This window comes from Pseudonocardia parietis (genome assembly GCF_017876315.1).
GTDB classification, from domain to species: domain Bacteria; phylum Actinomycetota; class Actinomycetes; order Mycobacteriales; family Pseudonocardiaceae; genus Pseudonocardia; species Pseudonocardia parietis.
Genome location: NZ_JAGINU010000001.1, coordinates 5,796,491 through 5,821,420 on the forward strand (window position 1 = coordinate 5,796,491; position 24,930 = coordinate 5,821,420).

General features: G+C 73.8%; 24 protein-coding genes. 9 read left to right on the forward strand and 15 right to left on the reverse strand.

Annotation, left to right across the window (positions count from 1 at the left end; genetic code table 11):
• Positions 1–10: 10 nt before the first annotated feature.
• From JOF36_RS27170 to JOF36_RS27185, 4 genes are read left to right on the forward strand one after another with little or no spacing between them, the layout of a single operon-like run.
• Positions 11–1,282 carry a cytochrome P450 gene (locus tag JOF36_RS27170; protein WP_210032343.1) on the forward strand — a complete coding sequence of 424 codons (1,272 nt, stop codon included), beginning with the start codon at positions 11–13 and terminating at the stop codon, positions 1,280–1,282.
• Entirely contained in the window at positions 1,279–2,091 is an 813-nt protein-coding gene (locus tag JOF36_RS27175; protein ID WP_210032345.1) for an enoyl-CoA hydratase/isomerase family protein, read from the forward strand. Before JOF36_RS27170 ends, JOF36_RS27175 begins: the two co-directional genes overlap by 4 nt.
• 10 nt (positions 2,092–2,101) lie before the next feature.
• Positions 2,102–2,542 (forward strand): Zn-ribbon domain-containing OB-fold protein, encoded by a 441-nt coding sequence (locus tag JOF36_RS27180; RefSeq protein WP_210032347.1) that lies wholly within the window; start codon positions 2,102–2,104, stop codon positions 2,540–2,542.
• Positions 2,539–3,462: an SDR family NAD(P)-dependent oxidoreductase gene (locus JOF36_RS27185; protein ID WP_210032349.1), complete on the forward strand. Its 924-nt coding sequence runs from the start codon at positions 2,539–2,541 to the stop codon at positions 3,460–3,462. The genes JOF36_RS27180 and JOF36_RS27185 overlap by 4 nt, the downstream gene beginning before the upstream one ends.
• 111 nt (positions 3,463–3,573) lie before the next feature.
• On the opposite strand, the gene JOF36_RS27190 is transcribed toward JOF36_RS27185, so the two are convergent.
• Positions 3,574–4,200, reverse strand: coding sequence for a cysteine hydrolase family protein (locus tag JOF36_RS27190; protein WP_210032351.1), 627 nt, complete (start codon positions 4,198–4,200; stop codon positions 3,574–3,576).
• Between the two features lie 187 nt (positions 4,201–4,387).
• Here JOF36_RS27190 and JOF36_RS27195 point away from each other — a divergent pair, with 187 nt between their 5' ends.
• Positions 4,388–4,699 (forward strand): hypothetical protein, encoded by a 312-nt coding sequence (locus JOF36_RS27195; RefSeq protein WP_210032353.1) that lies wholly within the window; start codon positions 4,388–4,390, stop codon positions 4,697–4,699.
• A gap of 2 nt (positions 4,700–4,701) precedes the next feature.
• On the forward strand, positions 4,702–6,258 hold the full coding sequence (locus tag JOF36_RS27200; protein ID WP_210032354.1) for an AMP-binding protein: 1,557 nt from the start codon (positions 4,702–4,704) through the stop codon (positions 6,256–6,258).
• 16 nt (positions 6,259–6,274) lie between these two features.
• Here the strand turns inward: JOF36_RS27200 and JOF36_RS27205 are convergent, their stop codons facing one another.
• Genes JOF36_RS27205 through JOF36_RS27215 form a run of 3 tightly spaced genes read right to left on the reverse strand, consistent with a single transcriptional unit; the run spans position 6,275 to position 9,264 of the window.
• Positions 6,275–6,775, reverse strand: a complete 501-nt coding sequence (locus JOF36_RS27205) for a cupin domain-containing protein (RefSeq protein WP_210032357.1) — start codon at positions 6,773–6,775, stop codon at positions 6,275–6,277.
• Positions 6,776–6,828: 53 nt separating this feature from the next.
• Entirely contained in the window at positions 6,829–8,175 is a 1,347-nt protein-coding gene (locus JOF36_RS27210) for a TetR/AcrR family transcriptional regulator (protein ID WP_210032365.1), read from the reverse strand.
• 18 nt (positions 8,176–8,193) lie between these two features.
• Positions 8,194–9,264 (reverse strand): phosphotransferase family protein, encoded by a 1,071-nt coding sequence (locus tag JOF36_RS27215; RefSeq protein WP_210032366.1) that lies wholly within the window; start codon positions 9,262–9,264, stop codon positions 8,194–8,196.
• 84 nt (positions 9,265–9,348) lie between these two features.
• Between JOF36_RS27215 and JOF36_RS27220 the strand changes: the two genes are divergently transcribed.
• A complete protein-coding gene (locus tag JOF36_RS27220) occupies positions 9,349–10,401 on the forward strand; it encodes a TIGR03857 family LLM class F420-dependent oxidoreductase (protein ID WP_210032375.1) in 1,053 nt (350 codons plus the stop codon).
• A gap of 23 nt (positions 10,402–10,424) precedes the next feature.
• Here JOF36_RS27220 and JOF36_RS27225 read toward each other — a convergent pair whose 3' ends face one another.
• From JOF36_RS27225 to JOF36_RS27250, 6 genes are all read right to left on the reverse strand, one after another.
• Entirely contained in the window at positions 10,425–11,372 is a 948-nt protein-coding gene (locus JOF36_RS27225) for an ABC transporter permease (protein WP_210032377.1), read from the reverse strand.
• A 25-nt stretch (positions 11,373–11,397) separates the two neighbouring features.
• On the reverse strand, positions 11,398–12,978 hold the full coding sequence (locus tag JOF36_RS27230; RefSeq protein ID WP_210032379.1) for an ABC transporter substrate-binding protein: 1,581 nt from the start codon (positions 12,976–12,978) through the stop codon (positions 11,398–11,400).
• A complete protein-coding gene (locus JOF36_RS27235; RefSeq protein WP_210032381.1) occupies positions 12,975–13,907 on the reverse strand; it encodes an ATP-binding cassette domain-containing protein in 933 nt (310 codons plus the stop codon). Before JOF36_RS27235 ends, JOF36_RS27230 begins: the two co-directional genes overlap by 4 nt.
• Entirely contained in the window at positions 13,900–14,946 is a 1,047-nt protein-coding gene (locus JOF36_RS27240; protein ID WP_210032383.1) for an ABC transporter ATP-binding protein, read from the reverse strand. Before JOF36_RS27240 ends, JOF36_RS27235 begins: the two co-directional genes overlap by 8 nt.
• Positions 14,936–15,865 (reverse strand): ABC transporter permease, encoded by a 930-nt coding sequence (locus tag JOF36_RS27245; protein WP_210032384.1) that lies wholly within the window; start codon positions 15,863–15,865, stop codon positions 14,936–14,938. The genes JOF36_RS27240 and JOF36_RS27245 overlap by 11 nt, the downstream gene beginning before the upstream one ends.
• Before the next feature lie 367 nt (positions 15,866–16,232).
• Positions 16,233–17,150: a TIGR03619 family F420-dependent LLM class oxidoreductase gene (locus JOF36_RS27250; protein WP_210032386.1), complete on the reverse strand. Its 918-nt coding sequence runs from the start codon at positions 17,148–17,150 to the stop codon at positions 16,233–16,235.
• Positions 17,151–17,315: 165 nt separating this feature from the next.
• Here JOF36_RS27250 and JOF36_RS27255 point away from each other — a divergent pair, with 165 nt between their 5' ends.
• Positions 17,316–18,104: an SDR family NAD(P)-dependent oxidoreductase gene (locus JOF36_RS27255; protein ID WP_210032388.1), complete on the forward strand. Its 789-nt coding sequence runs from the start codon at positions 17,316–17,318 to the stop codon at positions 18,102–18,104.
• Between the two features lie 153 nt (positions 18,105–18,257).
• Here the strand turns inward: JOF36_RS27255 and JOF36_RS27260 are convergent, their stop codons facing one another.
• Complete coding sequence (locus tag JOF36_RS27260; RefSeq protein ID WP_210032390.1) at positions 18,258–19,031, reverse strand: SDR family NAD(P)-dependent oxidoreductase; 774 nt, start codon at positions 19,029–19,031, stop codon at positions 18,258–18,260.
• 118 nt (positions 19,032–19,149) lie between these two features.
• On the reverse strand, positions 19,150–20,244 hold the full coding sequence (locus JOF36_RS27265) for an alpha/beta hydrolase (RefSeq protein ID WP_210032392.1): 1,095 nt from the start codon (positions 20,242–20,244) through the stop codon (positions 19,150–19,152).
• Positions 20,245–20,435: 191 nt separating this feature from the next.
• Between JOF36_RS27265 and JOF36_RS27270 the strand changes: the two genes are divergently transcribed.
• Positions 20,436–21,182 (forward strand): alpha/beta fold hydrolase, encoded by a 747-nt coding sequence (locus JOF36_RS27270; RefSeq protein WP_210032394.1) that lies wholly within the window; start codon positions 20,436–20,438, stop codon positions 21,180–21,182.
• A gap of 13 nt (positions 21,183–21,195) precedes the next feature.
• Here the strand turns inward: JOF36_RS27270 and JOF36_RS27275 are convergent, their stop codons facing one another.
• Genes JOF36_RS27275 through JOF36_RS27285 form a run of 3 tightly spaced genes read right to left on the reverse strand, consistent with a single transcriptional unit; the run spans position 21,196 to position 24,904 of the window.
• The gene (locus JOF36_RS27275; protein ID WP_210032396.1) at positions 21,196–22,704 is read right to left on the reverse strand and encodes a class I adenylate-forming enzyme family protein; all 1,509 of its coding nucleotides are present in this window, start codon (positions 22,702–22,704) and stop codon (positions 21,196–21,198) included.
• Positions 22,701–23,870, reverse strand: coding sequence for an acetyl-CoA acetyltransferase (locus JOF36_RS27280; protein WP_210032398.1), 1,170 nt, complete (start codon positions 23,868–23,870; stop codon positions 22,701–22,703). Before JOF36_RS27280 ends, JOF36_RS27275 begins: the two co-directional genes overlap by 4 nt.
• Complete coding sequence (locus tag JOF36_RS27285; protein WP_210032400.1) at positions 23,867–24,904, reverse strand: acyl-CoA dehydrogenase family protein; 1,038 nt, start codon at positions 24,902–24,904, stop codon at positions 23,867–23,869. The genes JOF36_RS27280 and JOF36_RS27285 overlap by 4 nt, the downstream gene beginning before the upstream one ends.
• Positions 24,905–24,930 lie beyond the last annotated feature (26 nt).

A 24,930-nucleotide genomic window follows, 5' to 3' on the forward strand; every position in this document is an offset into this window, starting at 1 on the left:
ATCTACAGAGATGACCAGTACGGAGATCAGCAAGCCGGGCGACGAGCTCGACGACCTGACCTGGTGGACCCGCCCCGTCGAGGAGCGCGACGCGGTGTTCGCGCGGCTCCGCGCCGAGGACCCGCGGCCCTACGTGCTCGAGCGGGACCTCGCAGGCGAGCCCCGCGGCGGCGGCTTCTGGGCGCTGACCCGCTACGACGACGTGTGGGAGGTCAGCCGCCGGCCCGACGACTTCTCCTCCGGGCAGGGCACCACGATCTTCGACCAGCCGGCGTCGCTGCGCGAGTACCGCGGCTCGATCATCGACATGGACAACCCGGAGCACCAGCGGCTGCGCCGGATCGTGTCCCGCGGGTTCACCGCCAAGTCCCTGGAGCGGCTGCACGCCGACGTCGAGCAGGCCAGTCGGGAGATCATCGGCGCGGTGGCCGAACGGGGCGAGTGCGACTTCGTCACCGAGATCGCGGCCCTGCTGCCCCTGCGGATCGTCAACGCGATGATGGGCATCCCGCAGCGCTACGAGCGGTTCATCTTCGACCAGACGAACATCGTCCTCGGCGCGAGCGACCCCGAGTACGTGCCGGACCAGACACCGCGCTCGGTCGCGGCGGCGGTGTGGAAGGCCGGCGAGGCGCTGTCCGACCTGCTGCGCGAGCTCGCGGCGGAACGGATCGCCGAGCCGCAGGACGACCTGATCACCACCCTGGTCGCGGCGCAGGGCGAGCGGATGACCCCGGAGGAGCTCGCCCGCTTCTTCATCCTGCTGGTCGGCGCGGGCAACGAGACCACCCGCAACGCGCTGGCCCACGGCCTGCTCGCGCTCACCCAGTTCCCCGAGCAGCGCCGGCTGTGGCAGGAGGACCCGGACACGCACACCGCGGCCGCCGTCGACGAGGTCGTCCGGTGGGGGTCGCCCGTCCTGTACATGCGCCGCACCGTGACCCGGGACGGCGTGCAACTCGGCGACCAGACCTTCGCCGAGGGGGACAAGGTCGTGCTCTGGTACCGCTCGGCCAACCAGGACGAGTCCTACTTCCCGGATCCGACCCGGTTCGACATCACCCGGGGGCACACCGCGCACGTCGCGTTCGGCGCCCCCGGCCCGCACCACTGCCTGGGCGCGAACCTGGCCCGGCTCGAGCTGTCCGTGGCGTTCCGCACGCTGTTCGAGCTGCTGCCGGACATCCGGGCGGTGGGCGAGCCGCAGTTCCTGCGGTCGAACTTCCTGCACGGGATCAAGCACCTGCGCGCCGAGTTCACGCCCGTGAGCGTGCAGGCATGACCGCCGTCGAGGCACCGGCTGTGCTGGTCACGGACGAGGGCGGGATCCGGCGGATCACGCTCAACCGGCCGGAGGCCGCCAACGCGCTGCGGCCGGAGGACCGCGACGGCGTGATCGAGGCGCTGCGCGAGGCGGACGGCGACCCGGAGATCCGCGTGGTGGTGCTCGCTGCCGAGGGCCGGCACTTCTGCTCGGGCGCGGACGTCAAGGCGCTGGCCCGCAGCCGGGCCGCCGGCGGCGAGAAGCGGGTCGGCGACGCCATGCGGAAGATCATGGACGGCGCGCAGGCGCTGATCGCCGCGGTGCTGGACTGCGGCAAGCCCGTGGTCGCCGTCGTGCAGGGCCCGGCCGCCGGGATCGGCGCCCACCTGGCGTTCGCCGCGGACCTCGTCGTCGCCAGCGAGGAGGCGACGTTCGTCGAGTCCTTCGTCCGGCGCGGCCTGGTCATGGACGGCGGCGGGGCCTACCTGCTCCCCCGCCGGATCGGCATGCAGAAGGCGAAGGAGCTGGCCTTCTTCGGCGACGCGCTGCCCGCCGCCGAGGCGCTGGCGCTCGGCCTGGTCAACCGGGTGGTGCCGGCGGCCGAGCTGACCGCGGCCGCCGACGCGTTCGCCCAACGGCTCGTCACCTCGCCGACCAGCGCGATCGCGTTCACCAAGAAGCTGCTCAACGCCTCCCCGGACACCGACCGCCAGGGCGCGTACCTGGCCGAGGCGATGGCCCAGGAGCTGCAGTCACACGCGCACGACTCGACGGAGGGCGTACGCGCCTTCGTCGAGCGGCGGCAGCCCGAGTACCGCGGATTCTGAGGACGGCACCATGACGACCCCGGCGAAGCCACGCAGCGACGTCCCCACCCCGGACGACGACACGCAGCCCTACTGGGACGCCGCCCGCGAGGGCCGGCTCCTGCTGGCCCGGTGCGCCGCCTGCGGGCGGGCCCACCACTACCCGCGCCCGTTCTGCCCCTTCTGCTGGAGCGCGGACGTCGCTCCGGAGGAGGCGAGCGGGCAGGCCACGCTCTACACCCACTCCACGGTGCACATGAACGACCTCGCGCCGTTCGCCGAGCGGCTGCCCTACGTCGCGGCCGTCGTCGAGCTGGCGGAGGGCCCGCGGCTGATGACGAACGTCGTCGACTGCGCGCCCGCGGACCTGCGGATCGGCATGCCGCTGCAGGTCGCGTTCACCCCGCTCACCGACGAGCTGACGGCGCCGGTGTTCCGGCCCGCCGAACCCCTTTCTGGAGGTACCTCATGACCGGCCTGCTCGAGGGCAAGATCGCCCTGGTGACCGGAGCCGGCCACGGCATCGGCCGCGGCCACGCGCTGGAGCTCGCCAAGCACGGTGCGACGGTCGTGGTCAACGACCTCGGCACCTCGGTGGCCGGCGAGGGCTCCGGCCGCGACGCCGACCAGGTCGTCGACGTGATCGGGGCGCGCGGCGGCAAGGCCGTCGCCGACTACAGCGACGTCGGCGACGAGACCCAGGTCGAGGAGATGGTCCAGCGCGCCTTCGACGACTTCGGGCAGCTGGACATCGTCGTCAACAACGCCGGCATCGTCCGGGACCGCGCCATCTGGAACATGAGCGCCCAGGACTTCGACCTCGTGATGCGCGTGCACGTCCGCGGCACCTGGCTGACCAGCCGGGCCCTGGCGAAGCGCTGGCGCGCGGCCGCGAAGGCGGGCAGCGGCAGCGTCTACGGGCGCATCGTCAACACGACGTCCGGCGCGGGCCTGCTCGGCCACTTCGGACAGTCCAACTACGGCACGGCCAAGGCCGCCATCGTCGGGCTCACCCAGACCCTGAGCCTGGAGCTCGCGAGCATCGGCGTCACCGTCAACGCGATCAGCCCGGGCGGGATCACCCGGCTCTCGGCGACCATCGGCGGCGACCAGAAGGCCCTGGAGCCGGACGAGCGGCCCGAGGACGAGTTCGACCCGAAGGACCCGTCGCTGTGCAGCCCGGTGGTGGCCTGGCTGGCCAGCCCGCAGGCCGGGCACGTCAGCGGCCAGGTGGTGCGGGCGATGGGCGAGACGATCGAGCTGATGGAGGGCTGGTCCCGCGGGCCCGGCATCTCCAACGGCGGCAAGCGCTGGGACGCGACGACGCTGGGCCTCAAGCTGGGCACGGACGTCTTCCGGACCCGCGCGGCCGGGCTGCGTCTCGGCAGCTGATCCCGGCGGCGGCGCCCGACCGGCCTCGCCGGTTCGGCGTCGCCCCCGGGGCCGTGCCCGGGGCGACCACCGCCCGCCCCGGGCACGGACCGTCGTCAGGAACCACCGTCCTCAGGCGACCGGCACGCCCAGCCCGGCCAGGACCCGCGCCGAGTCGGTGATCCGAGCGAGCGCCGGCAACAGGTTGGCCATCATGAACGCGTGTGTCCCGGGCGAGGTCCCGGCCACGCAGTCCTCCGGGATCTGCACCCAGTAGCCCCGGTTGACCGCCTCGAGCGCGAGCCCCGGGACGGCCACGTCCGTGGACACCCCGGTCAGCACGATCGTGCCCACCCCGCGCAGCCGCAGGGCCGCGTCGAGGTCCGTGCCGTAGAAGGCCGTGAGCCCGACCGCGCGCGAGCTGACGTGGTCCTCCGCGTGCGGGGTCAGCTCGGCCGGGGGCGCCACGTCCGGGGTGCCGGCCACCATCCGTCCGTGCTTGATCGCCATCGCGCCCGGCAGCGAGTTACGGCGCATCCCGGCCATGTCCGCGCGGTGCGCGATGTGGCAGTGCACCACCGGCCGACCGGCCGCCCGGAACGCCGTGGCCAGCCGCGCGATGCGCTCGACGATGCGGCGCTCCGCCGCCTCCCGGGCGACGCCGGGCGTGAGCGCGGCCTCCGGGTCGAGGATCCCGTGCTGGCACTCACTGATCACGAGGGCGGCATCGTCGTACGCGCCCGGGTCCACGCTGTCCACCTCGACATGGTGTCACATCAGAGCTCCGTTGCGGCCTGATTCCCTGCTCACAACCGTCCGTTGAGTAGACGTAGTTGTCAGAACGTGGGCGCGCTCATAGACTGCCGCGGTACCCGGTGCGTAGCCGTCCCGGTGCCACCGACGCCACCGCGCCCCTCGCCGGGGCCCGCCACCAGGAGATCCCGCCATGAGTCTGACGCTGAGCCCGGGAGCGCGGCTGCGCTCCGCCGTCTGCGCCGCCGAGGTCGTCGTCATCCGCGCGCAGGGCGAGCTCGACCTGCGCTGCGGCGGAGCGCCGATGGTCGGCAAGGACGAGTCCGCGAGGACCGACGCGGGCCCCACCCCGCCGTACGACACCGGCTCCCTGGTGGGGAAGCGGTACGTGCACGACGGCCTCGGTGTGGAGCTGCTCTGCACCAAGTCCGGCCCGGGGTCGCTCGCCATCGGCGAGCAGCCGCTGGAGCTCAAGTCCGCCAAGCCGCTGCCCTCGTCGGACTGAGCATGAGCCCGGAACCCGCGGTTCGCCACGACCTCGGCCACGACCCGGACACCGTCGCCGTCCACTTCCCCGACACCGGCGAGCGGCTCACCTTCGGCGAGCTCGACGAGCGCTCCCGGCGCCTCGCCCGGGCGTGGCAGGACCGCGGGGTCCGCCCCGGGGACACGGTCGCGCTGCTGCTCGAGAACATCGGCGCCTACTACGTCGCGGCCTGGGCGGCCCAGCGTTCGGGGCTGCGGTTCACCCCCGTGAACTGGCACCTGACCGCGGCCGAGGCGGCCTACGTCGTCGAGGACTGCGGCGCGACCGTTCTGGTCGGCTCGGAGCTGCTCGCCGGTCTGGCCCAGGAGATCTGCCAGGCCGTCCCGGGCGTCACCGTGCGGGTCCTGGTCTCCGGCCGGGAGCACGCGGGCTTCGAGCGGCTCGACGCCCTGCTCGCCTCCTCGCCCGCGGAACCGCTGTTCCCGGAGACCGAGGGCATCGCGATGTTCTACTCCTCGGGCACCACCGGCCGGCCCAAGGGCATCACCCGGGAGCTCTCCGGGGCGCCGTTCGGCACGGGCGGCCCGATGGACGGGCTCCTCGCCGCCGCGTACGGGTTCGCCCCGGGGATGGTCCTGCTCACCCCGGCGCCGCTCTACCACGCGGCGCCGCTGGGCTGGGGGATGGCGGCGCACCGCCGGGGCGGCACCGTCGTCGCGATGTCCCGCTTCGAGCCCGCGGAGATGCTGCGGCTGGTCGAGGCCCACGCGGTGAGCCACCTGCTGGTGGTCCCCACGATGTTCGTCCGCCTGCTCAAGCTCCCCGCCGAGGTGCGCCACGGCTTCGACCCGTCGTGCCTGTGGACGGTCGTGCACGCGGCCGCGCCGTGCCCGGTCCCGGTCAAGCGGGCGATGCTCGAGTGGTGGGGACCCGTGATCCACGAGTTCTACGCCGGGAGCGAGGGGAACGGCTTCTGCGCGATCGGTCCGGAGGAGTGGCTGGCCCATCCCGGTTCGGTCGGCAGGCCGCTGCTCGGCACGGTGCACATCACCGACGACGAGGGCACCGAGCTGCCCGTCGGTGAGGTCGGGACGGTCTGGTTCGAGGGCGGCGGCCGGTTCAGCTACCACCGCGACGACGCCAAGACCGCGGCCGCGCACGACACCCGCGGCTGGAGCACCCTCGGCGACGTCGGTCGGCTCGACGAGGACGGCTACCTCCATCTGGTGGACCGGCGCGGGGACCTGATCATCACCGGCGGGGTGAACGTCTACCCGCAGGAGGTCGAGAACGTGCTCGTGCTGCACCCGGCCGTCGGCGACGCCGCAGTGATCGGCGTCCCGGACGAGGACCTGGGCCGCCGGGTGCACGCCGTCGTCGAGCTCGCGGACCCCGACGTCCCGGTGAGCGGGCAGGAGCTCGTCGCCTACTGCCGGGAACGGCTGGCGCACTTCAAGTGCCCACGGACCGTCGAGTTCACGGCCTCCCTCCCCCGGCTCCCCACGGGCAAGCTGCTGCGCCGGACCCTCGTCGCCGTGCACGAGCAGGACGCCCCCGCCCCCGCCGCCCTCGGCTGAGGGCGGCGGGGCCGGCTCAGCCCTGCGGTGTCTCCGGGTTCAGCAGGACCGACGTCTGCGTGCCCCACGGGGTGCGCGGCGTCGGCGGGACCGGGACCTCGGTGGCGCCCTTCTCGGCGAGCAGCGCCTTCCAACCCTCCGGGTCCCCCGCGAAGGGGGACCCGAAGCCGCCGGCGCCGAAGTTGAACATCGCGCCGAAGACCACCAGGCCTTCGGGACCGGCGATCCAGGGGCCGAAGGTGTCCCCGTAGTCCAGGGTGACGTGCGTGCCGGGGCCGCACACGACGTCACCGCACGTCATCTCGCCCTCCAGCACGAAGACGATGTGGTCCCCGTGGTGGCCGTGGTTCGGCACCATCGCGCCCGGCTCCCACTTGTTGTAGTAGGTGACGTAGCGGGGCGTCCGCTCGATCCACTTCTCCGAGATCGCCGCCGTCCGCCCGTCGGCGAACTCCAGCTTCGAGACGACCATCCAGGGCAGGTCGTCGAGGTGGGTGATCCGCGGTCCTCCGTGCACTGTGGACTCCGTTCGGTCGGGCCGGGCTCGTTCCCGGCGCGTGTGCGGGGGTCTCAGGGGTTGCCGTCGGCCGGTGCGGCCGCGCGGTTCAACAGACCGCGCTGGACGAACACGGCGATCGTCCGCGCGACGTCGGCCGGCGGGCGGTCCGGGAACAGCTCCGCCAGACCGGCCGGGACGCGCTGCAGCAGGGCCAGCATCACCAGGCCCGCGGCCTGCGGGTGGAACGGGTACGGCCGGTCGAGGGCGCCGAGGAACGCGGCGACCCCCCAGTAGAGGTGCGCGGACGCCGAGGCGGCCGCGACCCGGACGGGCCGGGGCATCTCGGGTTCGTCGAACCAGACCGCCAGCACGCCGCGGTACCGGGCGTTCACCGCCACGTAGGAGTCGAGCCAGGCCCGCACGTCCGCCGGCGCCGGGGGCAGCCCGCACGGCGGGTACAGCTCCGGCAACCGCTCGACCTCGGCGATCACGGCGCGGGCCGCCTCCTCGCTGAGCGCGACCAGCAGCGACGCCTTGTCCCGGAAGTACTTGTAGAGGGTGGCCCTGGCCACGCCCGCGTCCGCCGCGACGGCGTCGAGGTTGGCGTGCCGGAAGCCGTGCGCCGAGAACGCCGCCAGGCCTGCGTCGAGCAGTTGCCGGACGGTCCCCTGGGCACGTGTCCCGAGATCCGGCCGCGATGTCGGAGGTGCGGCGAAGGGCCGCGGGACGGGCGGCCGGGCCGCCTCGTCCGGCTCGCACGTCACGAGGCCGGCCACCACGTCGGGCGGCGTCTCCGGGAAGAGGACCAGCTGGACCACCACGGCGAGCCCGTCGAGCAGCTCGCGCTCGCCCGCCCGCACGAACTCGGTGTGCCGGTAGAGGTTCACCCGGTGCACGACGAGCAGCAGCGCCGCCCCCAGCTCGAGACGCTCGGGGTCGGCGAAGCCGGACTCGCCGAGCCGGGCGGCGATCCCGGCCGCGTACGCGTCGACGAACGTCGCGACCATCGGGCGGAACGGGCGGCCGGAGTGGTCGATGACGTCCCACTGCACGAACATCGGCGCGTAGCGGTCGTACACCCAGGCCCACTCGCCCAGCCACCAGTGCAGGTTGTCGAACCCCACCGGGGTGGGCCCGAGCCGGCCCAGCCGGCGGATCAGCCGCAGCAGTGCGCCGCCGCACTCGTCGAGCAGCTCGGCGAAGACCTGGTCCTTGCCCTCGAAGTACTGGTAGAGGGTGGCCCGGGAGACGCCGGCCGCGACGGCCACGTCGTCGACCGACGTCGCGTGGTAGCCGCGTTCGGCGAACAGGCCCAGGGCGACGTCGCGGATGTGCGCCCGCGTGCGGGCCCCGCGCTCCCCGACGACCGGGCTGCGCGGGCCGTAGCTCGCGCGCCGGGCGACACCGTCGTTGCCCATCGTCCCCCCGTGTGGTGCTCAGTTGTCGGCGCGGTCCAGGCGGCGGCGCAGCATGCCGGTGACGCGGGTCGTGTACTCGGTCGCGACGTCCTCGGCGAGGCCGCCCTCGATCAGCAGCCGCGTGAGCCGGCTTGTGATCAGCGAGAGCACCAGCGCGGCGAGCACCTCGTAGTAGGCGATGCCGGGCACGGTCCGCCCCGCGAGCTCCTCGTACCGGGCGATCGTGGCCTCCCGGCCCGGGACGCCCTCGAGCCGCGGACGGCCCTGCGCCTCGCTCAGGTAGTCCTCGAAGACCAGCCACCAGCCCAGGTCGATCCCGGGCGGTCCGACGGTCGTGGTCTCCCAGTCGATCAGCGCGGCGACGCTCAGGTCGTCGGCGAAGATGATGTTCCCCGGCCGCGCGTCGCCCCAGACGATGCCCTCGCCCCCGGGAGCCGGCCGGGCCCGGCGGACGTACTCGAGCGCGGCCGCCACGACGTCCGCGTCGTGCACGACGTCCGCCCGGGCCCAGGTGTACCAGTCCGTCAGACGGTCGAGGTACGCCACGAGCGGGTCCCGGCCGCCGTCGGGGCCGAGGAACTCGAACCCCGCCTGCCAGTCCACGGCGTGCAGGCGGGCCAGCGCGGCCAGGCCGTTGTCGTAGAGCCGGCCGCGCTCCGCGATCGGGAGCTCGGTCGTCCAGCCGCGGCGGTGCCAGCTCGGCACGTCCGGCGGGATCCGGCCCGGCACCCGTTCCATCACGTAGAACGGCGCACCGAACAGCTCCGGGTCCGGCTCGACGAACGGCACCGGCGGGACCGGGATGTCCGTGGCGGTGCCGAGGGCCCGCATCACCCGGGCCTGGAACAGCGCGTTCGGCTCGACGAAGAGCTGATGCGCCGTGGGCTGGATGCGCAGGACATAGGAGCGGTGCTCCGGCCCGGCCGGCCCCGTCCAGTCGACCTCGCAGAACGCCGTCTCGTTCGAGAACCCGGCGTCGGGCAGCTTCAGGTCCGAGACGACGACGTCGTCGGCCCCCAGCCGCCGGGCGAGCCAGCCGGTCAGCAGCCGCCCCGTCTGCTCGACCTCACGCCGCGTCGCGACCGTCATCGCCGCACTCCTCGCTGTCGTCCTCGATTCCCCCGGCCGGCCACGACTGTGGCCATTAGGGAGACACGGTGTCAGAATACGGTGGTGTCGACCTCCGGAACAGTCCTGGACAGCATGGGTGCCTACGTCCTCCCCGGACGGGTGCCCGATCCGCGCGCCGCGGTGGGCCAGGCCCGTGCGGCCGAGCATCTCGGCCTCGGCTCGGTGTGGCTCAGCGAGCGCTGGGGCACGAAGGACCTCGGCGTCCTGGTGGGCGCGATCGGGCAGGCGACCGAGCACGTGCGGATCGGCTCGGGCATCACGCACTTCGGCGTGCGCCACCCGCTCACCCTGGCCTCCACCGCGATGACCGCCCAGGCTCTGACCGGAGGCCGGTTCGTGCTCGGGGTGGGGCGGTCGGTGGCGGCGACCTGGAGATCGGTCGGGCTGCCCGCCGTCACCAACGCGGTCCTCGTCGACACCGCGGACATCGTGCGCCGGCTCTGCCGCGGCGAGAAGGTCTCCTACGACGGGCCCGCCGGGTCCTTCCCGAAGATGCGCCTCGGCGACCTGCCGGACGCTCCCCCGCCGGCGATCGTGCTGGCCGCCATCGGGCCGAAGAGCCTGGAGCTGGCCGGGAGGCACTTCGACGGCGTGCTGCTGCACCCGTTCCTCACCCCCGAGGCCGTCGGACGCTCCGCCGAGCGCGTCCGCAAGGCCGCGGTGGACGCGGGCCGGGACCCGTCCGCCGTCCGCGTGTACGCGACCGTGGTCAGCGCGCCGGACCTGACCGCCGAGGAGGAGGGCGCCGTGGTCGCGGCGCGGGCGGTGACCTACTTCCAGATTCCCGGCTTCGGCGAGAACCTCGTGTCCGTCAACGGCTGGGACGCCGCGCCGTTGGACACGCTGCGGGCGCACCCGATGTTCAGCGGCATCCGCGGCGCGGCGGACCACCACTACACCCGCCACCAGCTCGTCGACGTCGCCCGGGAGCTGATCCCCCGGGCATGGATCGAGTCCTCGGCGGCGGTGGGGACGGCCGGAGCCTGCGCCGCGCAGCTGCGCGCCTACCTCGCGGCGGGCGCGGACGAGATCGCCCTGCACGGCGCCACCCCCGAGCTGCTCGGCCCGATGCTCCAGCACGTCACCCATCCCTGAGTCCACCCGACCGCCGAGTCCGGTCAGCCCGCGCGGAGCTTCGGGTTCAGGTAGCCGTAGGCGAGGTCCGCCAGCAGGTTCGCCACCAACACGACCAGCGCGCTGGTGAAGACGACGCCCTGGATCATGGGCACGTCCCGCTGGTTGACCGCGTCCACGGCGAGGGACCCGAACCCGGGCATCGCGAACACGAACTCGACCGTGACCGCGGCCCCGAGCACGTGCCCGGCCTGCAGGGCCAGCACGGTGACCACCGGGGCCGCCGCGTTCTTCAGCGCGTGCTTGCCGACGACGCTCAGGGGCTTCAGCCCCCGGGCCCGCGCGGTGCGCACGTAGCTCTGGCTCAGCGCGTCGAGCAGCGCACCCCGCGTCTGCCGGGCGAGCTCCGCCCCGAGCAGCGCCGCGACGGCCACCGCCGGCAACAGGAGGTGGCTCAGCCACACCCCGACGCCGCCGTCCGCGATCGACTCGTACCCCGTGGCCGGGAGCACCGCGAGCCGGATCGCGAAGACCACCACCAGGACCAGCGCGATGACGAAGGGCGGCAGCGCCATCGCCAGCGACCCCGCCACACCCACCACGCGGTCGACCCGGGACCCGGGCCGGGTGGCGGCGAGGGCGCCCAGCGGCACCCCCACCACCACGGCCATCAGCAGCGCGACGACCGCGAGCGACGCCGTCACCGGCAGCCGCTCGGCGACCGCGCCGCCGACGGACTGCCCGGTGTAGAGCGACGTGCCGAGGTCCCCGTGCAGCGCGGCGGTGAACCAGTCCCAGAACCGCTCCAGCAGGGGCAGGTCCAGGCCGAGCCGCTCCCGGGTGTCCGCGATCTGCTCGAGGGTCGCGTTCTCCCCCGCGATGGCCACCGCGGCGTCCCCCGGGAGCAGGTCGAGCAGCAGGAAGACGAACAACGAGACCAGCACGATCACGGGCACCGCCATCAGCACCCGCTGGGCCATGAACCTCAGCACGGCGTGCCTCCCGCTCGGGCGCGGGTCACGACTTCGCCGTCACGCCGGCGTAGCGGAAGTCGAACATCCCACCGAACGGGGCGCTCCCCTTGTCCAGCCCGACCACCGACTTGGACTGCGCGTAGAACGACGGCATCGCGCACATGAAGAGGTCCATCGCGTTCTCCGACGCGAAGGCGGAAGCCTTCTGCAGCTCCGCGTACCGGGCCTCCGGCGCGAGCGTCGAGTCGCTGCCACGCTGCATGAGCTGGGCGAAACCGTCCGGGGCCGGACCGGGGTAGGCCGCGCTCTGGTAGGCGCTCTGCAGCGTCACCGCGGGCTCCGCGGTGGACGAGTGGACGTGCATGTACAGGTCGGACTGCCCGCCGTTCCAGACGCGGCTGGCGGCGACGGTGTCTACCGCGGTGATGTTCACCGTGACGCCGACCTCGGCGAGCTGGGCCTGCACGACCGGCGCGAGGTTGATCTGCGGGGCCAGGCCCGAGATCACCACCAGGCTCAGGTTCAGGCCGTTGCCGTGTCCGGCCTCGGCCAGCAGCCGCTTGGCCTCGGCGGGGTCGTAGCGGTAGGCGCCCGCGGCGGCCGGGGCGTTGCCGCGCTCGCCGTCCTGCAACGGCTGGGAGGTCGGCCTGCACTGCCCGTCCAGCACGGACTTGTCGATCGCGTCCCGGTCGATCGCGTAGTTGAGCGCCTGCCGGACGCGCACGTCGTCGAGCGGGGGCCGGGCGGTGTTGAGGAACGTGGCGTACCAGGAGACCGGGCCCATCTCCTCGACGGAGAACGCGCCGCCCTGGGCCATCCGCGAGGCCTCGGTGTACTGGCCGATCTTGATCAGGACCGCATCGACCTGGCCGCTCCGCAGGGCGTTGAGCCGGGCGTTGTCGTCGACCATGCCGACCAGCTCGACGGTGGCCGCCTGCTGGGCGGCGGGGTCCCAGTAGCCCGCGGACCGCGCGTAGACCGCCCGGTCACCGGCCTTGAGCTGGGAGAGGGTGTAGGGGCCGGACCCGGCCTCCTGGGTGGCGAGGTCGGCGCCGCCGGCCAGCGCCGTCGGGCTGATGATCGACGCGGCGACGGTGGACAGGGTGAAGAGGATGTCGGCCGCCGGGCGGGTCAGGTGCAGCACGACGGTGCCGGCGTCCGGCGCGTCGATCGTGTCGATGACCTTCAACGAAGCGGCGGCGGTGGAGCCCTGCAGCGTCTTGCCCCGCTCGAGGCTCGCCTCGACCGCGGCCGCGTCGACCTTCGTCCCGTCGTGGAACGTCGCGTCGTCGCGGAGCTTCAGGGTCAGGGTGCGGCCGTCCGCGGAGAACTCCCAGGAGCTCGCGAGCATCGGGCGGACCTCGGGCGGGCCCCCCTCCGCCCTGCCCACCTGGGTGAGCCGGTCGTACACCGGGCTCAGGTAGGGATAGCCGATCCGCGGGTCGATCGTGAGGTGTGGGTCGAAGTTCGTGGGCGGGACCGTCCAGGCCAGCCGCAGTGTCCCGGCGGGGTCGACGGCGGTCGCGTCGACGGAACCGGCGGAGGTCGCGGCACCACCCCCGCAACCGGCCAGTACCAGGGCGAGTACCGCGAACACCACGGTGAGCACGCGGGTACGTCTCATGACGGGTCACCTTCCAGAGCGTGGGACAGAACGGGACGTACGACCGGCGGTTCGGGTGCGGCCGGGACGACGAGGGCGGCGGCCCGGCGGTCCGCCGTGGAGCGCCTGCGGCCGGGGCGGGTCACGGGGATCGCCGACACGAGCTCCTTCGTGTACGGGTGCTGCGGACGGTCGAAGAGCTCCGTGCCGGGCCCGCTCTCGACGATCTCGCCGTGGTTCATCACCGCCACCTCGTGCGCGAAGGACCGGACCAGCGAGAGGTCGTGGCTGATGAACAGGTAGGACAGGCCGCGCTCGGCCTGCAGGTCCAGCAGCAGGTTCAGCACCTGGGCCTGCACGGACACGTCGAGGGCGGCGACCGGCTCGTCGCAGACGATCAGGTCGGGCTCGCTCGCCAGCGCGCGGGCGATCGCGACGCGCTGCAGCTGCCCGCCGGAGAACTCGTGCGGGTAGCGGTCCGCGGTGCCCGCCGGCAGCCCGACCCGGCCGAGCAGCTCGACGATGCGCGCGGTGCGCGCCGCGCCCTTGAGCCCGGCGTGCAGGAGCAGCGGCTCGCCGATCGTCTGGCCGACGAGCATCCGCGGGTCCAGCGACGCGAACGGGTCCTGGAAGATCATCTGGGCGCGGCGGCGCAGCCTGCGCAGGTCGCGGCGGCCCAGCGCCAGGACGTCCTCACCGAGCAGCCGGACCGACCCGGCGTCCGGCTCGGCCAGCCGCAGGACCAGCCGCCCGACCGTCGACTTCCCGGCGCCGGTCTCGCCGACGATGCCCAGGGTGCGGCCGCGCGGCAGGGCGAAGGAGACCCCGCGGACGGCGTCCTCCCGTGCGACGGCGCGGCCGAACACGTCCCGCTTGGTGACGAAGGACTTGCGCAGGCCGGTGACCTCGAGCAAGGGCTCCGCCGGTCCGGTGTCCGTGGTCTCAGGCATCGACGCCCACCCCTTCCAGGTGCAGCACGCCGGATCGGGCGCAGCGCGCCCGGCGGCCCGGTCCCCCGTCCGCGAGGGCGACCGGGTCCGTGTCGCAGATCCCGGGGCGGGCGTGCTCGCACCGGGTGTGGAAGCGGCAGCCGGCGGGCCAGGCGCCGACGGCCGGCACCGAACCCGGGATCGAGCGGAGCCGCTCGACGTGTCCCTGGACGTCCGGGCTCGAGCCGAGCAGCCCCGCGGTGTAGGGATGATCGGGGCGGATCAGCAGGTCGTCGACGGGCGCCTGCTCCACCAGCTCGCCCGCGTACATCACCGCGACGTCGTCCGCCATCTCCGCGACGACCCCGAGGTCGTGGGTGATGAAGAGGATCCCCAGGTCGAAATCGGCCTGCAGCTCGTTCATCAGCCGCAGCATCCGGGCCTGCACGGTGACGTCCAGGGCCGTCGTCGGCTCGTCCGCGATCAGCAGCTTCGGCCGGCAGACCAGCGCCCCGGCCAGCATCACGCGCTGGCACATGCCGCCCGAGAACTCGTGCGGGTAGTGGCGGGCGCGCCGGGCCGCGTCGGCGATGTGGACGGTGTCCAGCATCTCGACCGCCCGGTCCCACGCGTCCTTGCGGGACAGCCCGAGGTGCCGGCGGGCGATCTCGGCGATCTGCTCGCCGACGGTGAACGCCGGGTTCAGGCTGCGGCGCGGCTCCTGGAAGATCATGCCGATGTCCCGGCCGCGCAGGTCGGTGAGCTCGGCCCCGGCGGCGCCGACGAGCTCTTGGCCGTCGAGCCGCACCGATCCCTCGACCCACGAGGAGCGGGGCGGGAGCAGCCCCATGACGGCGAGCGACGTGACGGTCTTGCCGGAGCCGGACTCGCCCACGAGCCCGAGGGTGCGGCCGCGGTCCAGGGTGAACCGGACGTCGTCGACGACCCGGACCCGGCCGGCGCCGGACCGGAACTCGACGGTGAGGCCGTCGACCTCGAGCAGCGGGGCCCGGTCGGGGACGTCGCGGGCGCCGGGGGCGGCGGTGGTGTCAACGGCCATCGGAGCCCCGCCCCTCCAGCGCGTCGCGCAGCCCGTCGCCGAAGCCGGCGAAGGCGAGGATTGTCAGCGCGATCATCACGGCGGGCGCGACCAGGAAGCCGGGCGCCTCGAAGATCACGTCGAACGCGTCGCGCAGCATCGAGCCCCAGCTCGAGTCCGGGGTCTGCACGCCCAGGCCGAGAAAGCTCAGGCTCGCCTCGGCGAGGATCACCACGCCCGCGAAGAACGTCGTCTGCACCAGCAGCGGCGAGCCGGCGTTCGGCAGCACGTGCCGCCACACCAGGCGCCAGCCCGAGCAGCCGACCGAGCGGCACGCCTCGATGTAGAGCTCCCGCGAGGCCGAGGCGGCCGAGCTGCGGGCGAGCCGGAAGAGCGACGGCGCCATGACGATGCCGAGCGCGATCATCGCGTTGGTCAGGCCCGGGCCGAGCACCCCGACCACCGCGAGGGCGAGCACGATCGGCGGCACCGCGAGCAGGGCGTCCGCGATCCGGGCGATGATCTTGTCCAGCCACGGCACGACGCCGCAGAGCAGGCCCGCCGGGACGCCCAGCACGATCGCGACGAGGAGCGCCTCGACGACCGCGACGAGCGTGACCCGGGAGGCCACCAGCAGCCGGCTGAACAGGTCCCGGCCGAACGCGTCGGTGCCCAGCAGGTGCGTCCCGCTCGGCCCCTCCAGCGTCGCCCGCAGGTTCTGCACGTCCGGGTCGTACGGGGCGATCAGGGGCGCGAACACCGCGGCGAGCGTCAGGAGCACGAGGAAGGCCAGGGAGACCGCCGACGCGCGGTTCGCCATCAGCTCGCGCAGCGGACGGCTGACGACCCGCCTGCGGCCGCGCGGTGGCGCGGCGAGGGTCTCCGGGCCGGCCGTCCCCTCCGGGCCGGCCGCCGTGAGCGGCACTCCGGGGACGCTCATGGTGCGCATCCGTGGTGGGGGCGGCACGCAGGGTGCCGCTGCTGACGTCTCATCGCAACCTCGTCGTGTGGGAGGGGAGATCCGGGGTCGCCCGGGCGTGCTCGAGCCGATCGAGGAGCCCGCGAGCGAGATCGGGGGCCCGTGCCGTGCCTGCCGTGGCACCCCCGTGCCGCCGGCGGTGCGCCAAGAAGTGGCACACCTGTCAGATGGAGTACCTGATGTTAGATCAGTCACCCCCGTTCGTGTAAAGACCTTTCCGGATTTCGTGACGAAATGCCGTTGAACAGCGCAAAGAACCCGGGTGCGGGGCACCCGGGTTCTAAGACATCGCTGTCAGACGTGCGCGACCATTGGGCCGCCGTGAGGCCTAGCGAGCAGGTTCGAGCAGAAGCTCGGAGAGGCGGCCGACGTCGTCGCGGAAGTCCGCGAACGAGCGACTGGTGGGCTCGATCGTCAGCCAGGTGACGCCCGCGTCCGCGTACGCCCCCACGCGCGCGCCGAGGTCGCGGGCGAACTCGGCCGCGTCGGCACCGCGGCCGTGCCGCTGCTCGAACGGCGCGAACGCGACGTCGAGCGAGGCTCCCCCGGCCGCGAGCCGGTCGGCGTGCATCGCGGCCACCTGCTCCGCGAGCTCCTCGATCGTCTCCAGCGGCGGGGTCCGGGTGATCGCGGCCATCTCCGGAGTCTGCGCGATCGGCATCCACCCGTCGCCGAGCCGGACGGCGCGCCGGCGTGCGGGCCTGCTGTTGCCACCGATCCAGATCGGCGGTCCACCGAGCTGCACGGGCGCGGGCACCATGCTGTGGCCGCGGGCCGGGAACCGTTCGCCCCCGTGCTCGCGGCCCGCCCAGGCGTCCCGCATGGCGGCGATCGTGTCGTCCAGGATCGCGCCGCGGTTCGCGAAATCCGCCCCCAGCACGTCGAACTCCGAACGCAGGTAACCCGCGGCCATGCCGACGGTGAGCCGCCCGCGCGACACCGAGTCCAGGCTCGCGATCGCCTTCGCGGACAGGTAGGGGTTCCGGTAGGCGGCCACCAGGACGTAGGTGACCAGGCGCAGCCGGCGCGTCGCCGCCGCCATGTAGGCGAGTGAGACGAACGGGTCGTACGAGTGGTGGCCGCCCTCGGCGAGCCACCGGTCGTCCGGGTAGGGGTGCTCGGTCATCGCGATCGCGTCGAAGCCCGCGTCCTCCACGACGCGGGCCACGTCCCCGAGGTCCGCCTTGCCGAGCCAGCGCTCGTGGTACTTGACCGCGCGCATCGGGAACATCAGCAGAAACCGCATGGCCCCACCTCTCCGTGAGGGTTGTCTGACGTCTCGCCTACAGCGATCTCTGCCGCTCGACCAGGTGGCGGACGTCCGATCCGTTGACAGAATCTAACACCAGTGACACCTTCGTGGCGACGACGAGGTCCCGGGCACCGAGGGTGCCCTGAGCTGGGAGGGCACATGCCTGGACTGATGGACGGCAAGGTCGCGCTGGTCTCCGGGTCGACGCGCGGCATCGGCCGCTCGATCGCGGAGCACCTGGCCGCCGAGGGAGCGCGGGTGGTGGTCACCGGACGCACGGTGGAGAAGGGCGAGAAGGTCGTCGGGCGGATCCGCGAGGCCGGCGGCGAGGCGGAGTTCCTCCGGCTCGACGTGACCGACGAGCAGAACGTGCGCGAGGTCGTCGAGGAGACGGTGCGCCTGTTCGGCTCGCTGACCACGCTGGTCAACAACGCCGCGCCCACGGACGCGGTCGCGAGCACGGTGAAGCACCTCGCGGACACCTCGACCGAGGAGTGGAACCGTATCCTGGTGGGCACGCTGACCGGGAACGTGTTCTGGGCGTCGAAGTACGCCTGGCCGCACCTCGCGGCGGCGGACGGCGCATCGATCGTGAACATCTCCTCCGGCCAGTCGATCGCCGGGTTCAAGGGGTTCGGCGCCTACGGCGCAGCCAAGGCCGGGGTGTCCGCCCTGACCCGCACGCTCGCCGTCGAGGGCGCGGCGGACGGCATCCGGGCGAACTCCGTGCTCGTCGGCCGGGTGGTGGCGCTGCGGGGAGACTCCGGCCACCACACCGGCGGCGGCCGGCTCACCCGGATCGGGAACCCGATGGACATCGCCTACGCGGTGTCCTACCTGGCCTCCGACCGGGCCGAGTTCGTGACCGGCACGCAGCTGACGGCGGACGGCGGCTTCTCCATCAACGGCGACGCCGTGGCCGACGCCGAGGCGGCCGCCGGCTCGTGAGCGCCGGGCCGCGCCCCGCGGCCCGGTCCCGGACCCGTGATCGGCCCCGGCGGTACGTCACCGCGGACGGAGGTCCCGTGACGTGCCGGTCGGCCGGATCGCCGAGCACTGCCGCGTCGCCGGGGACCGGCGCCGCGGCAGCAGCTCGCGGGCCTACTTCGGCTGGAACCGCAGGGCGCCGTCGATCCGGATGACCTCGCCGTTGATGTAGTCGTTGATCGCGATGCTGTGCACCAGCTCCGCGTACTCCGACGGGCTGCCCATCCGCTTCGGGAACGGCACGCCGCTGCCCCAGTGCTTCTCGGCCTCGTCGCGCTCCATCCGGAACGCCGGGGTGAAGAAGGTGCCGGGGGCGATCGCGACGACCCGGATGCCCAGCGGGCTCAGGTCGCGAGCGGCCGGCAGCGTCAGCCCGACCACGCCGCCCTTGGCCGCGGAGTACGCGGTCTGCCCGATCTGGCCCTCGTAGGCGGCGATGCTCGCCGTGTTGACGATCAGCCCCCGCGACCCGTTCTCGTCCGGCTCCTGGGTGGCCATCGCCGCGGACACGAGCCGCAGCGTGTTGAAGGTGCCGGAGAGGAAGAGGTTCAGGTACCAGTTGAACGCGTCCATCGGCGCGGGTGAGCCGTCCCGGCCCACCACCCGGGCGGCGCCGCCGCTCGAGCCGCCGTGCGCGTTCACCAGCAGCCGCAGCGGCCCGAGCTCGGTCGCGGCTGCGATCGCGCCCTGCACGCTGTCGTCGTCCGTCACGTCGGTGCTGACGTAGCGGGCCTGCTCGCCGAGGTCGTCCGCGAGCGCCTTGCCCCGCTCGTCGGACAGGTCCGCGATCACCACCGACGCGCCGGCCGCGACCAGCCGGCGCACCGTCGCCTCGCCGAGACCACCCGCACCTCCGGTGACGATCGCCGAGACACCGTTGACGTCCATGCTCGCTCCTTTGCTCGTGGTCGCCGTGCCGCTTACGTGCACGCACTGTCAGATTAGCGGACGCAGGCGCTCGTTCCGAGAGGCAATCACGCCTCGATGCCCGACATCCGCGTCAGAATCAGCTATCGAGAGGGAAGTGCTCGGTGAACCACCCTGTCGCATGGGCGAACCAGTCCGAGGCGGACGGGGTGAGGTTGAGGATGTGACCGGCGTCCGGGAGCACGTAGGTCTCCAGGACCGCTTCGGGCCCGAAGAACGGGGCCTCCGCCGCCCGGAGGGCCTGCGCGTCCGCGCAGTCCGTGCCCGAGCCGTATCCCCCCTGCCGGCAGAACACGGCGTCCCCGCGACCGTTGGCGACGAGGACCGGGACGTCGAGGGTCTCGGTCCGCAACAGCGGCGTGGCGGCGAGGTAGGGGGCGAGCGTCCCGAGGTAGGCCGACGGACCCGGGCTGCGCGACTCCTCGTCGGCCCGGAGCACCGCCGGGTCGGTCCGGCCGCCGGCGTGGAAGGTCTCCCGGGCGCCGGGCAGGCTGATGTAGCCCATGTCCAGCGGGACCTCGTCGCGCGTCGCCGGGTCCAGCGGCGCCGGGACGGCGTGGGTGAACAGCGCCGCGACGGCTCCCGCCGCGGGCGAGTGCGACGTCCCGCTGGCGACGATCCCGTCCACGTCCCGGTACGTCGTCGCCTCGACGTAGCCGGTGAGGGTCCCGAGCGAGTGGCCGACGAGCACCACGGTCGGGTAGGTGGCGCCGAGGGCGCCGGCCCGCGCCGCCTGCACGACCCGGTGGATCGCCTCGGCCTGGGCCTGGATGGTCACCGTCACGCTCGGCGGGTGACTGCTCCCGCCGACCCCCAGCGGGTCGAGGGCGAGCGTGCTGTAGCCCGCGGCCGTCATGTGCCGGGAGTAGGAGAGGGGCTCACCGGCCGAGGTGCGCCCGACCGGGAAGTCCCAGTACGAGCGTGCGTAGGTGCCACCGGGCACGAGCAGCTGCAGGACCGGCGAGGGGTGCCCGGCGGGGTCGCAGAGGTCGCCCTCGACCTGTGCGCCGCCGGCCACCGGCACCGCGACGACCCGGCAGGCTCCGGCCGGGGCGGGCGCCAGGGGGGCGGCGACCGCGGGCGCGGCGACCGCCACGAGGGCCGCCAGCGCCGCGACGAGCGCGGCGAGCCCGCCCCGGCGGGCACGACGGCGTGGTTCCGAGAGAACGTCCATGGTCTCCCCGTCGGGTTCGAGGTCATCTGACGACATCGCCATCGATGCGGCGCTCAGGGCGAAGCCCTGAACTGCGTCAACTGGAGGATACGGCCGAACAGCGGAACATGTTCGGCCGATCCGACCGTACTATCTGACGCACGGTGTTCTTCCGCGGGGTCGATGCCGATCCCCGACCCCAGGAGCGCGCGATGCCCGGTCCAGCCCTCGTCCTCGTCCACGGCGGCCAGCACGCCGCGGACTGCTGGGAGCCCACCCTGGCCGAGCTGCGGCGACGCGCACCGGACGTCCCCGTGCTCGCCGTCGACCTGCCCGGACGCGGCTCGTCCCCCGCCGACCTGGCGACCGTCACCGTCGCGGACTGGGTGGACTCGGTGGTGCGCCGGATCGAGGCCGAGGGGCTCGACGACGTCGTCGTGGTCGGCCACTCCATGGCCGGGCTCACCGTGCCGGGCGTGGTCGCGCGGCTCGGAGCGGGCCGGGTCCGCCGGATGGTCCTGATGGCCGCGGCGGTGCCGCCGCAGGGCCGCTCGATCCTCGACACCCTGAGCGGGCCGCTGGCCTGGTACGCGGGGCGGGCCGCGCGCCGCGGCGGGCCGTCGGCCCCGATGCCCCGGCTGCTCGCACGGTTTTCCTTCTGCAACGGGATGACGCCCGCGCAGCGGGAGTTCGCCCTCGGCCGGCTGTACGGCGAGTCCACCCGGGTCACGGCCGAACCGGCGGACCGGAGCGCGCTGCCCCGGGAGGTGCCGCGCACCTGGATCCTCACCCTGCGGGACCGGGCGCAGAGCCCGGCCACCCAGCGGCGGGCCATCGCGGCGCTGGGCGGGGTGGACGAGGTGGTGGAGCTCGACACCTGCCACGACGCGATGATCAGCGCTCCGGCCGAGCTGGCCGGGATCCTGCTCGAACGCTGCCGGAGCACCGTCGCGGGCTGAGCCGGCCCGCGGGTCAGCCCGCCGGCGCGGCCGCGGCCCGCAGGGCGTTCCGGTCCACCTTCAGCATCGCGGTGACCGGCAGGTCCTCGACGAGCTCGAGGCGGTCCGGACGCTTGTAGTCCGCGAGCCGCTCGCGGGTCCAGTCCCGCAGCTCGTCGAGCGCGGGCGGGTCCGCCGGATCGGCCGGGACCACGAACGCCACGCCGATCTCGCCGATCACGGGGGCCGGGCTGCCGACGACCGCGACCCGGCGCACGCCGGGGTGTTCGGCGAGGACGTTCTCGACCTCGAGCGGATGCACGTTGTACCCGCCGCGGATGTAGAGGTCCGTCGAGCGGCCGACGAGCACCAGGTTCCCCTCGGGGGTGAACCGCCCGAGGTCCCCGCTGACCAGCCAGCCGTCCTCGGTCAGCGTCTCGGCCGTGCGCTCCGGGTCGTTCCAGTAGCCGCGCATCACGCAGGCGCCCCGGACCCGGACCCGCCCGGTCCCACCCGGGGCGACGGGGCGTCCGTCGTCGTCGGTGACCGCGACCTCCATGCCCTCCTGCGGGCGGCCGACGGTGCGGAACTGGACCTCCGGCGGGTCGTCGGGCTCGGTGCCGCAGATCGTCGGGGACTCGGTCATCGCGTACCGGACGACCAGGGGCACGCCGATCCGCTGCGCCACCGCCTCGATCAGGTCCGGTGACGCGGGCGCGGTGGCGGCGATACCGACCCGCAGGTCAGGCAGCCCGTGCGCGCCGGGCTCGTCGAGGAGCTTGCTCCACTGCGTCGGCACCCCCCCGACGACCGTGATCCGCTGCTCCCGCATGATCGCGGCCATCGCCGCGGCCGACCACGGCACGGGCGAGACGACGAGCGTGAGACCCCAGATCAGCTGGTCCCACAGTTTCGCCATGTACCCGGCGTGCGCGAACGGCGTCGCGACGAGCCTGCGGTCGTACGGCGCGCTCATCACGCCGGCCGCCCGCGCGGACGCGGCGAGGTTGCGGGAGTCGAACCAGGCGCCCTTCGGCGTGCCGGTGGTGCCGGACGTCCAGATGATCACGGCGGGTGCCTCGGGGGCCGGCGCCGGCCGCCGGGTCCCGAGGCCCGCGTGCCGGTACAGCCCGGCGAGCTCGGTGCGCGGGAGCTCGCGGATCCCCGACGGCACCGGGGGCAGCCCGGCGTCGCCGTCGCGGATCACCAGCACCGGGTCCGCCCGGTCCAGCACCGCGTCGACCTCACGCGGCCCGAGCCGGGTGTTGAGCCCGGTCGTGACGGCGCCGAGCCGGGCGAGCGCCGCGTAGCAGACCGCGTAGTCGATCGACGACGGCAGCATCAGCGCCACGACGTCGCCCTCGGCGACCCCGCGCTCGGCCAGCGCCCCGGCGAGCGCGTCCGAGCGGACGTCCCACTCGGCGAACGACATCCGGGTGCCGTCGGCCTCGACGTAGGCGTCCCGCTCGCCGTGGGCCGCGGCCGCCGCCGAGATCAGCGCGTCCGCCGTGTCGAAGGTGCCCGGCACCGGCGGGACGGTCACGGCGCCTCGGTCCCCAGGATGATCGTCCCGCTCGAGCAGAACCAGCCGCCCGTGCCGCTGACGCAGGCCAGCTTCGCGTCCGGGACCTGCCGCGGCCCGCACTCGCCCCGCAGCTGGCGCACCGCCTCCACCACGAGGAACAGCCCGCGCTGGCCGGGGTGGCAGGCGGAGAGACCACCGCCGTCGGTGTTGGTCGGCAGTGCCCCGCCGAGCCGCAGCCGCCCGTCGGCGACGAACGGGCCGCCCTCGCCCTTCTTGCAGAAGCCGAGGTCCTCCATCGTCATCAGGAGCATGTAGGTGAAGGCGTCGTAGATCTCGCAGACGTCGATGTCCTCCGGGGTCACCCCCGCCCGCTCGAACGCGAGCGGCCCCGACACCGAGGCGGGACCGGTGGTCATGTCCGGCCACTGGCTCGTGGAGACGTGCGAGACGTTCTCCCCCGTGCCCAGGACGTACACCGGGGTACCCGGGAGGTCCTTCGCCCGCTCCTCGGACACCACGACCGCCGCGGCGCCGCCGTCGGAGCGGATGCAGCAGTGCAGCTTGGTGAACGGGTCCGCGATCATGCGGCCGGACAGCACCTCGTCGACGGTGATCGGGTCCCGGTAGGCGGCCTCGGGGTTGTCCGCGGCGTTGGCCCGGGCAGACACGGCGACCTCGGCGAGCTGCTCGATCGTCGTGCCGAACTCGTGCATGTGCCGCCGGGCCGCCATCGCGTACTTCGCGATCAGCGTGTGCCCGTAGGGCGCCTCCCACTGCAGCGGCCCGCGCGAGCCCCAGTTCAGGTTCGCGGTGCGCAGCCCGCGCCGCAGGTCGGACTTCGCGGTGGAGCCGTAGGTGAGCAGCACGACGTCGGCATGGCCGGCGGCGATGGCGTCCGCGGCGTGGGCGAGCATGACCTCCCAGGAGGCGCCGCCGACGGCGGTGGAGTCGATCCACCGCGGCCGCAGGCCGAGGTACTCCCCCACGTCGATCGGGGCCAGGGTGCCCAGCGAGGTCGACGCCAGGCCGTCGACCTCCGCCATGGAGACGCCGGACTCCGCCAGCGCGCGCAGCGAGGCCTGGGCGATCAGCGCGTACGGGTTGGTCGCGACCTTGCCGGGCGAGGCGAGCCCGACGCCCGCGACGACGGCGCGGCGGCCCTTGGGAACGGTCACGGTGCTCACTGGGCCGCCTCCTGGGCGAGGAGGGGCGCGAGCTGCGCGGTCCTCGATCCGAACAACTGGTCCACGACGTGGGCGCGCTTGAGGTAGAGGTGCGCGTCGTGCTCGTAGGTGTAGCCCATCCCGCCGTGCACCTGGATGGTCTCGGCGGCGCTGCCCAGCGCCGCCCGGCCGGCGACGACCTTCGCCGCGCGGACCTGGAACTCGGCGTCGGCCCGGCCGGACTCCAGGCTGACGGCGGCGAACAGCGTCTGCTGCAGCGCCGCCTCCGCCGCGACGGCCATGTCCGCGCACCGGTGCTTGATCGCCTGGTTGACGCCGATCGGCCGGCCGAACTGGACCCGGGTCTTCGCGTGGGCGACGGAGAGGTCGCGGACCGCCTCGGCGATGCCGACGAGCTGCGCCGCGGCCAGGACCGCGCCGCGCAGCGCGATCGGGTCCCGCTCCGCCGGCACCCAACACGTGACGGGCGCGCCGTCCGCGACGGCGGTGGCCACCCGGGAGCCGGGGTCGCTGGACTCGACCGGGGTGAGGTCGGTGAGCGCGGCCGTGGCGACCAGGCCTGCGCCCTCGTCGCCCGAGACCAGCACGTACTCCGCGTTCGCCGGGTCGATCACCCGGATCCGGCCGGTGAGGGTCGTGGGCGTCAGGGAGGCCGTGTCGTCTCCGACGCGCAGCAGCGCGGCGGCCACCAGCGTGTGCCCCTCGACGAGGAGCCTGGCCGTCTCGGGCTGCCCGCCCAGCACCGCCAGCCGGGCGCCGATCACCGACGGCAGGAACGGACCGGGCACCAGGGCCCGGCCGAGCTCGCGGAACAGCAGCGCCTCGTCGTCGAGCCCGCGACCCGAGCCGCCGACGTCCTCGGGGGCGGAGAGCCCGAGCAGACCCAGGTCCGCCCCGGCGGTCCAGACCTTCGGGGCGATGGCGGAGGCGTCGTCGCGGCGCTCGCGGATGGCGGAGATCGGCACCTGCTCGGCGAAGAACTCCGCGGCGGCGCCGACCAGCTCCAGCTGGTCGGCGGAGGGAAGGAGGTCCATCGATGTCCTGTCTGTGGGAGACGCGC

Excerpts from the sequence above, each read along its gene's own strand:
- JOF36_RS27170 (WP_210032343.1), top strand. The coding sequence starts at position 11 with ATGACCAGTACGGAGATCAGCAAGCCGGGCGACGAGCTCGACGACCTG.
- JOF36_RS27175 (WP_210032345.1), top strand. The coding sequence starts at position 1,279 with ATGACCGCCGTCGAGGCACCGGCTGTGCTGGTCACGGACGAGGGCGGG.
- JOF36_RS27180 (WP_210032347.1), top strand. The coding sequence starts at position 2,102 with ATGACGACCCCGGCGAAGCCACGCAGCGACGTCCCCACCCCGGACGAC.
- JOF36_RS27185 (WP_210032349.1), top strand. The coding sequence starts at position 2,539 with ATGACCGGCCTGCTCGAGGGCAAGATCGCCCTGGTGACCGGAGCCGGC.
- JOF36_RS27195 (WP_210032353.1), top strand. The coding sequence starts at position 4,388 with ATGAGTCTGACGCTGAGCCCGGGAGCGCGGCTGCGCTCCGCCGTCTGC.
- JOF36_RS27200 (WP_210032354.1), top strand. The coding sequence starts at position 4,702 with ATGAGCCCGGAACCCGCGGTTCGCCACGACCTCGGCCACGACCCGGAC.
- JOF36_RS27210 (WP_210032365.1), bottom strand. The coding sequence starts at position 8,175 with ATGGGCAACGACGGTGTCGCCCGGCGCGCGAGCTACGGCCCGCGCAGC.
- JOF36_RS27215 (WP_210032366.1), bottom strand. The coding sequence starts at position 9,264 with ATGACGGTCGCGACGCGGCGTGAGGTCGAGCAGACGGGGCGGCTGCTG.
- JOF36_RS27230 (WP_210032379.1), bottom strand. The coding sequence starts at position 12,978 with ATGAGACGTACCCGCGTGCTCACCGTGGTGTTCGCGGTACTCGCCCTG.
- JOF36_RS27235 (WP_210032381.1), bottom strand. The coding sequence starts at position 13,907 with ATGCCTGAGACCACGGACACCGGACCGGCGGAGCCCTTGCTCGAGGTC.
- JOF36_RS27240 (WP_210032383.1), bottom strand. The coding sequence starts at position 14,946 with ATGGCCGTTGACACCACCGCCGCCCCCGGCGCCCGCGACGTCCCCGAC.
- JOF36_RS27245 (WP_210032384.1), bottom strand. The coding sequence starts at position 15,865 with ATGAGCGTCCCCGGAGTGCCGCTCACGGCGGCCGGCCCGGAGGGGACG.
- JOF36_RS27250 (WP_210032386.1), bottom strand. The coding sequence starts at position 17,150 with ATGCGGTTTCTGCTGATGTTCCCGATGCGCGCGGTCAAGTACCACGAG.
- JOF36_RS27255 (WP_210032388.1), top strand. The coding sequence starts at position 17,316 with ATGCCTGGACTGATGGACGGCAAGGTCGCGCTGGTCTCCGGGTCGACG.
- JOF36_RS27260 (WP_210032390.1), bottom strand. The coding sequence starts at position 19,031 with ATGGACGTCAACGGTGTCTCGGCGATCGTCACCGGAGGTGCGGGTGGT.
- JOF36_RS27265 (WP_210032392.1), bottom strand. The coding sequence starts at position 20,244 with ATGGACGTTCTCTCGGAACCACGCCGTCGTGCCCGCCGGGGCGGGCTC.
- JOF36_RS27270 (WP_210032394.1), top strand. The coding sequence starts at position 20,436 with ATGCCCGGTCCAGCCCTCGTCCTCGTCCACGGCGGCCAGCACGCCGCG.
- JOF36_RS27285 (WP_210032400.1), bottom strand. The coding sequence starts at position 24,904 with ATGGACCTCCTTCCCTCCGCCGACCAGCTGGAGCTGGTCGGCGCCGCC.